Consider the following 14,445-nt stretch of genomic DNA (forward strand, 5'->3'; position numbering starts at 1 on the left):
CTTGCCGCAGACTGTTATTGATCCCAGACGACTTTCTTGCCAAATTCACAGTTCTTCACTAACTACGCCCCCATTATGTGATGTTTGTCACTTATTGGTGAGGTGAATAACCCTGATATTTATCTCTTGCACACGAGATACGCTGCAAATTAAGCAACAGAAAATAATGTCATGTGATCATTGTTGCATTTTGAGTAAATGTTTATCTAGCTGTCCGGGTTTTGTAAAAAGAGACCACTATGCTCACTAAACGCGTTGCTGTGATCGTTATCACTCATCGTTTGTTTCTCTGTTTGATCGATGAGAGACAGATCACCTCTACGAGGCTATCGCTGCATCTACGCCCTTGCTTCTCATCCTAATTTGCCATTTCAGTGGGAGGATGTTTTGCGGGAAGAGGCAATGCACGATAGACCACAGATGGATTAAAACCGAAAAGTGAGATTTCTCAATGAAACCTACGCAACAGAAAACTTTTGATAAAGCATTATTTCAAGCAAACGTGAAACGCCACCTTACCGCGACCTATGCGACGACGATTGAACATGCTTCTAGCCGAGTATGGTATTTAGCAATGGGTCAAGCGCTAGCGGAATTGACCACGTTTGATTTACTTGAAACAGAGCAAGACCCACGAATTGTTAACGCGAAAAGTGTTAACTACCTTTCACTTGAATTCTTAATTGGGCGACTAACAGGCAATAACCTGATCAGCATGGGCTTGTATGAGCAGGTTGGCCAAGCAATGAGTGAACTTGGACAGAACCTGACGGATTTATTAGAAGAAGAACGCGATCCGTCATTAGGTAATGGCGGTTTAGGTCGTTTAGCAGCTTGTTTTATGGATTCATGCGCTGCGCAAGAGTATCCAACCGTCGGCTATGGTTTGCATTATGAGTACGGTTTGTTTAAACAATCGTTTGAGGATGGACATCAAAAAGAAGCGCCGGATGCTTGGTGTGGAATTGAGGGTTATCCATGGGAAGTGGCTCGTCCTGACATTAAACAAGAAATTGGCTTTTATGGTCATGTCGAAGTCTACCACGATCAAGGTAAAGAGAAGCGCCGCTGGGTGCCGGGCATGTTGGTACAAGCGATGCCGTGGGATCTGCCTATTGTGGGCTACCAGAGTGAAACCGTTTACCCGTTGCGTCTTTGGGAATGTCGTGCCATTGCACCGTTCTCATTAGAGAGCTTTAATAATGGTAACTATTTTGAAGCGCAGCACGCGCTGATTGATGCGGGTAATATCACCAAAGTACTTTATCCCAATGACAACCACGAAAAAGGCAAAACGCTACGTTTGATGCAGCAATATTTCCACAGTGCGGCTTCAGTGCGTGATATTTTGCGTCGTCATCAAGCGGCTGGTTTCTCGCTACAAGACTTACCAAAATATGAAACCATTCAGTTAAATGATACCCATCCAACCATCGCCATTCCTGAATTAATGCGTATTTTCATTGATGAGCATGATTTGACTTGGGAAGCGGCATGGGAAATCAGTTCAAAAACCTTTGCTTACACCAACCATACGTTATTACCAGAAGCCTTAGAAACGTGGAGTGAATCGTTAATCCAACGCTTGTTACCTCGTCATATGGAGATCATTTACGAGATCAACCATCGCTTCTTACAAGACGTTCGTGCTAAATGGCCTGGTGATGTAACCAAACAGCAAAAATTATCGATCATTCAAGAAGGTTTCCACCGCATGGTGCGTATGGCTAACTTGTGTGTTGTCGGGTCGTATGCCGTCAATGGTGTTGCTGCCTTACACTCTGCGTTAGTGCAACGGGATCTGTTTCCCGAATTCGTTGAGCTTTACCCTGGTAAGATCCAAAACGTGACAAATGGGGTGACCCCTCGCCGCTGGTTAAAATTCTGTAACCCAGGATTAACCGCATTGATCACCGAGAAGATCGGTGACCAATGGCCTGCGGATTTAGATCAGCTTAAAGAGATTGCCAAGTATGCTGATGATAAAGCGTTCCAAAAGCAGTTTATGGCCGTTAAGAAAGCCAATAAACAACGTTTGGCTGACTGGGTAAGCGACAATATGGGTATTGAGCTTGATACCAACGCTATCTTTGATGTCCAGATCAAACGTTTACACGAATACAAACGTCAGCATCTGAATATGTTGCACATTCTTTCGCTCTATCATCGCTTATTGAACGATCCAAAATTTGATATGCAGCCACGCGTGGTGTTCTTTGCTGCGAAAGCGGCGCCGGGCTATCACCTTGCTAAAGAAATTATTTACGCGCTGAACAAGATTGCGGAGAAAGTGAATAACGATCCTCGTGTGAATCACAAACTTAAAGTGGTATTTATTCCCGATTATCGCGTCAGCATGGCGGAAATCATTATTCCGGCAGCGGATGTGTCTGAGCAAATCTCTACCGCAGGTAAAGAGGCATCAGGTACCGGTAATATGAAAATGGCACTGAATGGTGCGTTAACCATCGGTACGATGGATGGCGCAAACGTAGAAATTCGTGAAGAAGTTGGTGATGAGAATATCTACATCTTTGGTTTGGATGTCGATGGCGTTGAATCGTTGAAAGCACGCGGCTACAACCCTTACGATTATTATCAAGCCGATCCACTGTTGAAAGCGTCAATGGATTTACTGCTGGGCGATGAGTTTACACCAGGTGCTCCGGGACAGCTGCGCGCGACTTATGACAGTTTACTGGATGGCGGAGACCCTTACCTCGTACTGGCCGATTTCGCTTCTTACATTCAAGCTCATGAAGCGATGGACAAGCAATATCGTGATCAAGCTGGCTGGGCGAAAAAAGCCATTTTGAATACCGCGCTGGTGGGTAAGTTCAGCTCAGACCGTAGTATTCGAGATTACGTGAATAATATTTGGAAATTAAAAGCGGTTAAACGCTAATTAACCGACTATCCAGCCAAGGAAACTCTTGGCTGGATAACTCTTTTCTTATACACCCTACATGATTTTTGAGGGGTAAGCAGTCCCTTCGGAGAAAGCGATGAAAGAACATAATGCATTAAAACAAGTCGCAGAGATGGCAAGAATTGCCGATAGCTATGTCAGCGCTTGGGGAGACGAGGCCACCGTTTCAGACGACACTATTCGTCGTCTTTTGGCGTCTTTGGGTTACGATACAACTAATGATCAAACGTTATTAGCGTCAGCTCAGAAAAAACATAAAAAAGATGTCTTGGATCCTGTATTGGTGATCTCAGAAGGGGATGCGGTTGAAGTTCCACTCTACCTAGGTGTCAGCGCTCGGGAAAGTGAATTTAATTGGCGGATAGAAACCGAGCAGGGAGAAGTACTTGAAGGCTATCTTCAATCACAAATTGTTCGTGATGAGCGTGCAGAGGGTGGCCCTTTAGTGTTTGCGTTGCCAAGCGGTTTGGCGTGGGGATATCATACTTTATTGGTTACTCGTAAGCGGCGCAAAGCACCGTATACGATGACGCTGATCATCACGCCGCGAGCGTGTTTTAAGCAACCGGCTTTGGTTCAAGGTAAAAAACTGTGGGGACCAAGCATTCAACTCTACACCTTACGTACCCAACACAACTGGGGGATGGGCGATTTTGGCGATCTCAAGCAGCTAGTGGCGGATATCGCTTCGCGTGGCGGTGATTTTGTGGGTTTAAACCCGATTCATTCTCTATTTCCTGCTAACCCTGAAGGGGCCAGCCCTTATAGCCCTTCTTCACGTCGCTGGCTAAATATCCTGTATATCGATGTTAGCTCGGTACCTGAGTTTGCACTCAGTGCTGAAGCTCAGCAACAAGTCGGTAGTCAGGATTTTCAGCAACGTTTGCAAAAAGTTCGTGAAACTCACTGGGTCAATTATACCGAAGTGGCCGAGCTTAAAATGAGTGTCTTGCCGTTACTGTTTAATGAGTTTAAGCGCCGCCATTTGGATAATAATACCGATCGCGCGCGTGCCTTCTTAGCTTTTGTTGAGCAAGGTGGCGAAAGTCTGGTTCACCAAGCCGCATTCGATGCATTGCACACGGATTTGCATGCACAAGATAACCAAGTGTGGGGGTGGCCAGTTTTCCCTGAAAAATACCGTCACTTTGATAATGCGGCGGTGCAAAAGTACATTGAAGAACATCGTGAGCGTGTTCATCTTTATATGTATTTGCAATGGGTCGCCGATACACAAATTAATGAAGTACAAGCGTTAGCTGATGAAAAAGGCATGGCGGTTGGTTTATATCGCGATCTCGCCGTGGGAGTCGCTGACTCTGGCGCTGAAACATGGGCGGATAACGGCAGCTTAGTCTTGGATGCCAGTATTGGCGCGCCACCGGATGTGCTGGGTCCTTTGGGGCAAAATTGGGGCTTGCCGCCACTTAATCCACAAACCTTACACGCCACTGCTTACGATGCTTACATCAAGCTGCTCCGTGCCAACATGAAACATTGTGGTGCGTTACGGATTGACCATGTGCTGGGCTTGCTGCGTTTATGGTGGATCCCGAAAGGTGAAAATGCCACTCAAGGGGCTTACATTTATTATCCAGTGAAAGATATGCTGGCTATTTTGGCGCTCGAATCGCACCGTCACCAGTGTAGCGTGATCGGTGAAGATTTAGGTACCGTTCCTGATGAAATTGTCGCATTGCTGCGCGATGCAGGGGTGCACTCTTACAAAGTCTTTTTCTTTGAAACTTCAAAAGAAGACGGTGGGTTTATTTCTCCGACTCATTATGCCGAGCAATCGATGGCGGCCTTATGTACTCATGATATGCCGACGTTACGTGGTTTTTGGCATTGTGATGATTTGAAAATGGGCCGCGAGATTGGTTTGTATCCTGATGAAGCGCAACTGCAAGAGCTGTTTACGGATCGTTTGAAATGTAAGCAAGGCATACTGAATTCGGTTGATTGGCACGGTTACTTACCAGCAAGCATTGGACGTGATGCTCAGTTAGTTCCTATGGACTCTTACTTAAGTGAAGCATTGCAACTGCACGTTGCGGCGGGTTCTTCCGCGTTACTCAGCGTTCAGTTAGAAGATTGGCTGGAAATGGATAAGCCCGTCAATATTCCAGGTACCGTAAATGAGTATCCTAACTGGCGTCGTAAGCTATCGATGAACTTAGATGAGATTTTTGCCCGCGACGATGTTAATCGTATTGCGACTAAATTGACCCAGATTCGCGCGAAAGCGAGCCAATAATAAACCGGAGTAGCCGCCTTTGGGCGGCGATGATACTGGCGTTGTTCACTCATCACTGTGCCGTTTCTGTCGATAATACGGCATCTTTTTGAGTTAAGGTTAAGAAATAAACGCTAGGTCACTCCATGTTTTTACTGGGTTAGTTAAGATGTATCAGGCTAAATGATCGAATAAATTCCGAGTGTCTACTACAGCACAAATCGGATCTGTCAAACTCAAGGTCATGGATGCCATGCTAGCAAGCCCGCTCTTCGCGGGCGTTTTTCCTTTTGAGAGTCTTGGTTAGGAGTAAGTATATTGAACCCCGTAAAAAAGAAACCGCTGAAAAAAATCGTTAAGTTACAGCAGACCTATCAACAATTATTGCATGCTGCATGTGCCGATCCCTTTGCCTTTTTGGGTCCTTATCTTCCACAAGAGCAAGGAGCACTACGGGTATGGCTGCCTAATGCAGATAAGGTTGAGCTGCTCTTAGAAGGGCAACCAAGAATCGCCTTAGAGCGTGATGAGTTCGATGGGTTTATTCTAAAATCCGATCATGATCTGCGGTTTACCCATTACCAGCTGGCGGTTGATTGGGCTGGCACAGAGCAAATCATTGATGACCCTTACCAATATCATGCCTTATATGCTGAATTTGAACAGCTGCATACGCCCAAGCAGATGTACCATCATATGGGAGCGCAATTTGTTACCTTAGAGCGTGATGGACAGCAGATCAGCGGAACTCGTTTTTTAGTCTATGCGCCTCATGCTTCAGCTTGCAGTTTAATCGGTGCTTTTAACCACTGGGATGGGCGTCGCCATCCGATGCAACGCCTTGATTATGGTATCTGGGGATTATTTATTCCTAATTTACCCGAAGGAACACAATACAAATTCGAACTGAAAGGTCCTCATGGGGAAGGCTTACCTCATAAGGCTGATCCATGGGGTTGCTATGCTGAGCAGTATCCTTCTTTAGCTTCCGTGACTTACGATCATCGCCGCTATCAATGGCAAGATACTCAATGGCAACAGCGCCCCATTTCCGAAAAGCGCAAACAAGCACTGTCTTTTTACGAGTTGCATCCGGGGTCTTGGAAGCGCGGTGAAGATGGGCGCTTTTTAACTTATCGTGAATTGGCTGATCAGCTAGTACCTTATCTGGTGGATATGGGCTATACCCACGTAGAGTTAATGCCAGTTTCTGAGCATCCCTTTTATGGGTCTTGGGGATATCAGCCGATAGGGTTATTCGCTCCAACCAGTCGTTATGGCACGCCGGATGATTTTAAATATTTTGTCGATCAGTGCCATCAGGCGCAAATTGGAGTGGTGCTAGACTGGGTTCCTGCCCATTTTCCATCCGATTCCCATGGGTTAGCGAATTTTGATGGTACGCCGCTGTATCACGATCCTGATCCTCGCCGTGGCTGGCATCAAGATTGGAATTCCTATATTTATGATTTAGGTCGTGAACATGTGCGCCGCTTCTTAGTGTCTAACGCGCTCTATTGGTTTGAGATGTTCCATATTGATGGCATACGAGTCGATGCTGTTGCTTCTATGCTTTATCTCGATTACTCGCGTAGCCATGATCAATGGATCCCGAACGTTGATGGGGGACGTGAAAATTACGACGCGATTGCGATGTTGAAATGGATGAATGAAGAAGTGTATAAGCATTTCCCGAATGCCATGACCATTGCTGAAGAGTCAACGGCTTTCCCTGGCGTTTCTGCCCCAACCTTTGTTGGGGGGTTAGGCTTTGGCTTTAAGTGGAATATGGGGTGGATGCACGATAGCCTTTCTTATATCAAAGAAGATCCGGTGCATCGTAAATATCATCACAACACTTTAACCTTCCCATTAATTTATGCCTTTAGTGAAAACTATGTTTTATCGCTGTCACACGATGAAGTGGTGTACGGTAAACAGTCATTGATTTACAAAATGCCCGGTGATGAATGGCAGCAAACCGCGAATATGCGTGCCTATTTGGGTTACATGTATGGTCAACCAGGTAAGAAACTTAACTTTATGGGCGCTGAATTCGCACAAACGGGGGAGTGGAACCACGATGATCAACTGCAATGGTTTTTGTTGGAGTTTGAGCGTCATAAAGGGGTACAAAACTTAGTCCGCGATTTGAACCACTTGTATCGTACACACAGCGCGCTGCACGAACTGGATTGTGATCCTCAAGGGTTTGAATGGCGTCTACAAGATGCGGCTGATGCGAGCATTATCGCTCATGAGCGGATCAATAGTGCAGGTGAGCGCGTGTTGGTGATCACCAATTTTACGCCAGTACCACACGAAGCGTTTCGTTTAGGTGTGCCTGTCTCGGCCACTTATCAATTGCTCTTGAATACGGATGAAAAGCGATATGGCGGGAGTGGTTTTGACGTTTTATCGGTCGTCAACAGCGATCGTGTGCCGAGCGAAGGGTTAGCACAATCACTGCGGTTACGTATTCCACCGTTAGCGACGTTATTTTACAAACTGAATTAGCAAAAAAAAAGCCAGTCGCAATTGGGCGGCTGGCTATCTATTTGTGAACAAAATATTCACTAACAACGTCAGTTGGCTAGGTGACCCTCGGCTTAAAAGGGTCACTTATTACAATACAATTACCGTGCCAATATTTTTTGGTGACAAAACCAGCAAAATGGACTGATTTTCGCAGTTTTATAGCGTCGTGTTTCATAATTGCATTTGCAAATTGCAATTGAGAGGCAGTTCGCAAAAAATCCGCCTCATTCAACATCCTTACATTACGTTCATCAAATAAGCGCCAAGCTTGAGAGTAAGAAAATCCCTAAGGTACAACTGATAAAAGAAAACACCGTCGTTAAGGCGATAATGTTTGCAGCGAGTGGTGCATTTCCTCCCATCGCTCTCGCCATGACATAGCTTGCGGCAGCGGTTGGTGCTCCAGTCATTAATAGAATAATCCCGACATCCATACCCCGAAAGCCAAACCATAATGCAGCGCTGGTGATCAACAGCGGTGACCAAAGCAGTTTGTAGCGAGTCGCAAACCAAGTCGATCGGGAATCATTTTTTAGTGATTGGATATTCAGTGAGCCACCGGTGCAGAGCAAAGCAAGAGGCAGAGTCATGTTGGCAAAATAGTGTCCTGCTTCGCTGATCATAGTAGGGATCGGTAGTGCTATCGCATAACACAATACCCCAAGTAGGATCGCGATAATCAACGGGTTCTTCGTCAATGTTTTGAGTATCGTTGTGAGTGCCTTCGTTCCTTGTGTTTCGCCTTTTGGCGTTAAAGCGATCACCGCTTGAATATTATATAGCACCGTTGTTGTTGCGACATAAATCGCGGCTAATGCGACCCCACTATTACCATATAAATTAGCAACATATGCCAAGCCTATGATTGCGGTATTGGCTCGAAAGCCGCCTTGAATGATCACGCCTTGATCTTGAGGATGATGAAATTGTCGCTGAGTCATCCAGCAGGTAAACAAGAAAAAAATAAAATTAGCAACGAGCCCAAAAACAATCAAGGACAGACTGGAAGAGAAGTCATGCTCGGCTCCGACAATACTGAGAAAAAGCATCGCCGGGAGTGTGACTTGAAAAACCAGTTTTGAGGCAACATCAATAAAATTATCGTTAATCAACTGCACACGCTTGAGTAATACCCCCAACAGTAACATTAAACAAATCGGGCCGGTAATGGAGGCTGAAAATTGCAGTTGGGTGATGAGCGCTTGCATGATGGACCTTCCAATGGAGAGAGTTTTCATTCTTTCATAGATAAGCAAGAGCGAGAATAGCCAATCCATAAAATCTCTCTTTTGCTAAGGGGGAACCTTTGTTTAAGTCACGCTTTGTTGTGCAAACTTTGTTAATGATTTTCGTGCTGAGAAGCGCATTCATTTCAAGCTGTTAAATTGTTGCCCATAGTTTTGATAAGGTTAACAATTTCGCAATAATAATTATCCTCTCGTTTGAATCTATGGGATCATATTGGCTGCCGTTTGGCCCGATAAGGAAAAATAATAATGAATCGAAACGAGAATGTCCCATTGCCCAACAATACCCGAGAATGGTTATTCAACCGCAACAGCTTGATTGTGTTAGCGGATATTGCCCTGTTTTTTATCCTACTGAATACCTTACCTTTTGCCCCTAATGTCGTCCTTGGATTGAGCATTTTAGCGTTTATCGCTGTGCTATGGTTAACCGAAGCATTGCATGTCACGGTAACTGCGATTTTAGTGCCGATATTAGCGGTGATATTTGGAGTATTTGAAACTCAGGCTGCACTGAATAGTTTTGCTAACTCGATCATCTTTCTATTTTTAGGCGGATTTGCGTTAGCGGCCGCGATGCATCGTCAAGGGCTGGATAAAGTCATTGCTGATAAAGTGTTAATACTGGCACGTGGGCGCTTTAGTGTCGCGGTGTTCATGCTGTTTGGTGTCACGGCTGGTCTGTCAATGTGGATCAGTAATACGGCCACGGCGGCGATGATGCTACCTTTAGTGCTTGGTATTTTAAGTAAAGTTGACCAAGACAAAGGCCATAATACTTATGTATTTGTGCTGTTAGGTATTGCTTATAGTGCCAGTATCGGTGGTATTGCAACGATTGTTGGTAGTCCTCCGAATGCGATTGCCGCCGCTCAAGTGGGGTTATCCTTCTCTGAGTGGATGCAGTTTGGTTTGCCGACGACTATCGTCATGTTACCTATTGCGATGTTGCTACTTTATTGGATGCTTAAACCCGATCTAAAAGGGCAGTTCGAGCTCAATCACGAGACAGTGAGTTGGGATAAAGGGAAAGTGGTGACTTTGGCCATTTTTGCCTTGACCGTCTCATTGTGGATATTCAGTAAACCGGTTAATGAACTTCTCGGTGGTTTTAAAAGCTTTGATACGATCGTCGCCTTAGGCGCGATTGTTCTGGTCTGTTTTGCACGAGTAGTTCACTGGAAAGATATTGAAAAAACCGCCGACTGGGGTGTATTACTGCTGTTTGGTGGTGGTATCTGTCTCAGTAATATTCTTAGACAGACCGGAACCAGCGTGTTTCTGGCCAATGAACTGAGCTCGATGATTTCAGAGTTAAATATTTTACTGATTGTTATCGTGATTGCGGCTTTTGTGGTGTTTTTAACGGAGTTTGCCAGTAATACGGCCAGTGCCGCGTTATTAATTCCGGTGTTTGCTGGTGTTGCTGAAGCTTTAGGTGTTTCACCCGTGATACTGTCGGTGTTGATTGCGATAGCGGCATCGTGTGCCTTCATGCTCCCTGTGGCAACGCCACCGAATGCGATTGTGTTTGCGACCGGGCACATTAAACAGAGTGAAATGATGCGAGTTGGGATGGCATTGAACATCGCTTGTATTGTGATTTTATCAGCGATTGCGATGTTATTCTGGAATTAATCAGCACCGCTCATCATCTCTGCTGTTGAAAACAATAAAACCCCAAGTTTATCTCTGAATACTTGGGGTTTTATTATGGGCGAATATCGCGATGGTTACTGATTAATAAAGCGTTTGAACTTTTCTTGAGTGGCAGCATCAGCCTTGTTGTACCAGAAATACAGCATCTCTTCGGCGGTATTATCGATCGCCTGTGGGGCTTTTATGTTGTTGGAGACTGAAGTGGTGGTGACGATGGCTGCGGGGCCTCCTGTTCGATTGTATTCCAACAATTCTTGTTGATAGTTACGCCCTATTTGCATCCCGGGTTTGATCAGTCGATCTTGCTGGAGAGCAACAGACTGCCCGTTAGAATCTTGCAGTGACCAAGTCAGATGACGGATATTGTTTTCCGCGTCAACGGCGTTACGGTAGGTTGGTAGACCAAAGGTTAGATTGGTCTCTTGCGCAGAAAAAGTCGCAACAATCACTTCACTTTCTACTTGAATACGATCATTACCTTGTGTGAAATAAGGCTGGTAGCGGAAGACGATCTGTTGCTGTCCATCTTCTAAGGTTAATGTTTTTTTTGCAGAAAAAAAACCGCCAGAAACCGCAGGTTTCTCTCCATTAACCACCAACATATTAATACTATCAGGAATATCAATCGTTACTTTAGCTAGGGTTGCGGCACTAAAAACAATCGCAAAAAGACACGATAATGGCTTGATGGCATTCATCTATTTTATCCTATTGATTACTTGAAGAAGGGAAGACTGTCAGGGTGCCGCTTGTCCGTGATAAAAGCAAGTTTTCACATCGGCAATCAATGAGCGTTCATCAAAACATCATCTTTCGATTCGCTTCAATATACGCTCACCGATCCTCAATATGAAACGATGCGAGCATAGTCCAAAATAGCCGTTTTTCTACTCTATACGATAGAAAATCCGTTTTTTTGGCTGAAGATTGCCTTTAGCATGTAACACGTTGAATCTGCCTCATTCATTGCTCGTTGTGCCTCGTAAACTTCAACAGCACATTTTCCAAACGCTCGCGAGTATCAAATACTGTCTCAGATGTTTAATCAACCATAAGAGAGACAGATATGAAGCGTACTATTCTGTGTTCGGCGGGGATGGCTTTTGCCTTATCGCTAAGTAGCACGGTAATTGCAGCGCCAAGCGCGCCAAGTATTGATGTATATGGATCAAATAACCTGCAGTTTTCTAAAATACAGTTAGCAATGGAAACGACCGCGGGCTATCACCAAATGGTGCAATATCGTCAACAAGCGCCGATCTCGATTACCTTTAATCAATGGAGCGGTGAACGCGGGCATACTTATAAAATTTTATTTGATGGTGTGGAAGTGGCTTCTGGGCCGATCAGCGGGAGTCAAACCACCGCCAACTTCACCTATGATAAAGGTGGCCGTTATCAACTCCAAGTTGCAGCCTGTGATGATTCTGGGTGTACGACCAGTGCGCCAGCAGAGTTAATTCTGGCTGATACCGATGGTTCACACCTTGAACCTCTGACCATGAACGTTGATCCGAATAATAAATCCTATTCATTGGACCCAGATACCGTCGTTGGTACCTATTTCGTTGAGTGGGGCATTTATGGTCGTAATTATACGGTGGATAATATTCCTGCCCATAACTTAACGCATATCTTGTATGGTTTTATCCCTATTTGTGGTCCGAATGAGTCGGTCAAATCGGTCGGTGGTAATAGTTATAATGCCTTGATGACCGCCTGTCAGGGGGTACCTGATTACGAAGTGGTGATCCACGACCCTTGGGCGGCATACCAGAAAAGTTTTCCTCAAGCAGGACATCAGTACAGTTCGCCGATCAAAGGTAACTATGCGATGTTAATGGCACTCAAGCAGCGTTATCCCGACTTAAAAATTTTGCCATCGGTTGGCGGATGGACGCTATCCGATCCTTTCTATGATTTCACGGATAAAGCAAAACGCGATACGTTCGTGGCATCGATGAAACGTTTTTTACAGACATGGAAGTTTTATGACGGTATCGATATCGATTGGGAATTCCCCGGTGGCAATGGCGCTGCCCCAGATTTAGGCGATCCGATCAATGATGGACCAGCTTATATCGCCTTAATGCAAGAGCTACGGGTGATGTTGGATGAACTTGAAGCTGAGACCGGTCGTTCTTACGAGCTCACTTCTGCGATAGGTGTCGGTTTCGATAAAATAGAAAAAGTCGATTATGGTCAAGCGATTCAATATATGGATTATATCTTTGCGATGACCTACGATTTTTATGGTGGTTGGAATAACGTTCCTGGCCATCAAACGGCACTGTATTGCGGTAACTTTATGCGCCCAGGTCAGTGTGATGGAACGGGAATCGATGAAAACGGTGAACCGTATAAAGGCCCTGCTTACACCGCGGATAACGCAATTCAATTATTGCTAGCCCAAGGTGTACCAGCCAATAAGCTGGTCCTTGGGGCTGCGATGTATGGTCGAGGTTGGCAAGGTGTGATGCCGGCTTCGTTGACCGATCCTACCGATCCGATGACGGGTGTTGCGACCGGCAAATTAACGGGCTCAACAGCTCAGGGAGTCTGGGAAGATGGGGTCATTGATTATAAAGGCCTTAAAGCGTACATGATTGGTGATAATAACCAAGGGATTAATGGCTTTGAATACGGTTATGATGCCCAAGCCGAAGCACCTTGGGTATGGAATCGCACCACAGGAGAATTGGTCACGTTTGACGATCCGCGCTCGATTAAAGCCAAAGGGGCTTATGTTCGTCAGCTAGGTTTAGCCGGTTTATTCTCATGGGAAATTGATGCGGATAACGGCGATATTCTTAATGCCAAGCATGAAGGGCTTGCTCAAGGATCGAACCCGCCAGTTAATCGTGCACCAATTGCTGATGCAGGTATGGCGCAAACCGTTGTCGCTCCAGCGACCGTAACCTTAGATGGCAGCGCTTCCAGAGATACCGATGGCACGATTGCCAGCTATTACTGGGAACAAATTGCTGGGCCAACCGTGCAACTCAGTGATGCGAATCAAGCTCAGGCGAGTTTTTCGATTGGTGAAGTCACTCAAACCGAAACCTTACGTTTTAAGTTAACCGTAACAGACAATGAGGGAGCGAGTGGTTCCGCGACGGTTCAAATTACCGTTAAAGCCGAAGACGGTGGTGTGGAAAATACGCCTCCCGTTGCGATTGTCTCTGCGCCTTCTGAAGTGAGAGCTGGTGAGCAAGTGTTGGTTGATGCTTCGGCATCTTATGATGCGCAGCAAGAGACGCTGAGCTTTGATTGGCAGGTACCAACTGGGCTTGAAGTTCAGATCAATGGCAGCCAACTGAGCTTCACCGCGGGTTCTTATTCCGTTGATACCACGCTTAACTTTACGGTAACGGTCAATGATGGTGAGTTGAGTAGCTCAGCATCCGTTTCAGTCATCGTTTTAGCGACCAGCAATAATGATCAGTGTGACAATCTATGGAATGCCTCTGCCGTTTATGTCGGTGGCAACCAAGTAACATGGGCTGGTAAAGTGTGGGAAGCCAAATGGTGGACACAAGGGGATAATCCTGCTCAATCCGGTGCTTGGGGGGTATGGAAAGAGATAGGTGTTGCGGACTGCGCTACCCAATAATGTCTCATTACCTCTCAATGAGTGACATTGAGCGGTAGATTGACAGGCTTTGCCTTAGGGTAGGGCCTGTTTCTTTTTTGCGTTATCTCCTGACAGATGATGCTCAGTTTCTTTACCTCACTCACACAATCGACCCAAATCGCTAACCTTTCTCAATCATGAACTATAATTTTTTGATGCGAATAAACCATTTCGTAGAGAGTCTCTCATTTATTTCTAGCCT

General features: G+C 45.5%; 7 protein-coding genes. 5 read left to right on the forward strand and 2 right to left on the reverse strand.

Annotated features, from left to right (window positions below; genetic code table 11):
• Positions 1-451: 451 nt before the first annotated feature.
• The 3 genes from CAG58_RS07305 to glgB all read left to right on the forward strand — a co-directional run bounded on the left by CAG58_RS07305 (position 452) and on the right by glgB (position 7,682).
• Positions 452-2,905, forward strand: coding sequence for a glycogen/starch/alpha-glucan phosphorylase (locus CAG58_RS07305; RefSeq protein WP_154170814.1), 2,454 nt, complete (start codon positions 452-454; stop codon positions 2,903-2,905).
• A gap of 100 nt (positions 2,906-3,005) precedes the next feature.
• Positions 3,006-5,186, forward strand: coding sequence for a 4-alpha-glucanotransferase (gene malQ / locus CAG58_RS07310; protein ID WP_158137178.1), 2,181 nt, complete (start codon positions 3,006-3,008; stop codon positions 5,184-5,186).
• A 297-nt stretch (positions 5,187-5,483) separates the two neighbouring features.
• Positions 5,484-7,682 (forward strand): 1,4-alpha-glucan branching protein GlgB, encoded by a 2,199-nt coding sequence (gene glgB, locus CAG58_RS07315; RefSeq protein ID WP_332402197.1) that lies wholly within the window; start codon positions 5,484-5,486, stop codon positions 7,680-7,682.
• Between the two features lie 272 nt (positions 7,683-7,954).
• Here glgB and CAG58_RS07320 read toward each other — a convergent pair whose 3' ends face one another.
• Positions 7,955-8,911 (reverse strand): AEC family transporter, encoded by a 957-nt coding sequence (locus tag CAG58_RS07320; protein WP_158137179.1) that lies wholly within the window; start codon positions 8,909-8,911, stop codon positions 7,955-7,957.
• Positions 8,912-9,199: 288 nt separating this feature from the next.
• On the opposite strand from CAG58_RS07320, the gene CAG58_RS07325 reads away from it, so the two are divergent.
• Positions 9,200-10,588, forward strand: coding sequence for an SLC13 family permease (locus tag CAG58_RS07325; protein WP_158145259.1), 1,389 nt, complete (start codon positions 9,200-9,202; stop codon positions 10,586-10,588).
• Positions 10,589-10,683: 95 nt separating this feature from the next.
• Here the strand turns inward: CAG58_RS07325 and CAG58_RS07330 are convergent, their stop codons facing one another.
• Positions 10,684-11,307, reverse strand: a complete 624-nt coding sequence (locus CAG58_RS07330) for a DUF2057 family protein (protein WP_158145260.1) — start codon at positions 11,305-11,307, stop codon at positions 10,684-10,686.
• Between the two features lie 368 nt (positions 11,308-11,675).
• Here CAG58_RS07330 and CAG58_RS07335 point away from each other — a divergent pair, with 368 nt between their 5' ends.
• Entirely contained in the window at positions 11,676-14,222 is a 2,547-nt protein-coding gene (locus CAG58_RS07335) for a glycosyl hydrolase family 18 protein (RefSeq protein ID WP_161425817.1), read from the forward strand.
• The last annotated feature ends 223 nt before the right edge of the window (positions 14,223-14,445 follow it).

Origin of the sequence: Vibrio sp. V31_P5A7T61 (assembly GCF_009904895.1) — a bacterium.
Lineage (GTDB): Bacteria > Pseudomonadota > Gammaproteobacteria > Enterobacterales > Vibrionaceae > Vibrio > Vibrio metschnikovii.

Excerpts from the sequence above, each read along its gene's own strand:
- CAG58_RS07305 (WP_154170814.1), top strand. The coding sequence starts at position 452 with ATGAAACCTACGCAACAGAAAACTTTTGATAAAGCATTATTTCAAGCA.
- malQ (WP_158137178.1), top strand. The coding sequence starts at position 3,006 with ATGAAAGAACATAATGCATTAAAACAAGTCGCAGAGATGGCAAGAATT.
- CAG58_RS07320 (WP_158137179.1), bottom strand. The coding sequence starts at position 8,911 with ATGCAAGCGCTCATCACCCAACTGCAATTTTCAGCCTCCATTACCGGC.
- CAG58_RS07325 (WP_158145259.1), top strand. The coding sequence starts at position 9,200 with ATGAATCGAAACGAGAATGTCCCATTGCCCAACAATACCCGAGAATGG.
- CAG58_RS07330 (WP_158145260.1), bottom strand. The coding sequence starts at position 11,307 with ATGAATGCCATCAAGCCATTATCGTGTCTTTTTGCGATTGTTTTTAGT.
- CAG58_RS07335 (WP_161425817.1), top strand. The coding sequence starts at position 11,676 with ATGAAGCGTACTATTCTGTGTTCGGCGGGGATGGCTTTTGCCTTATCG.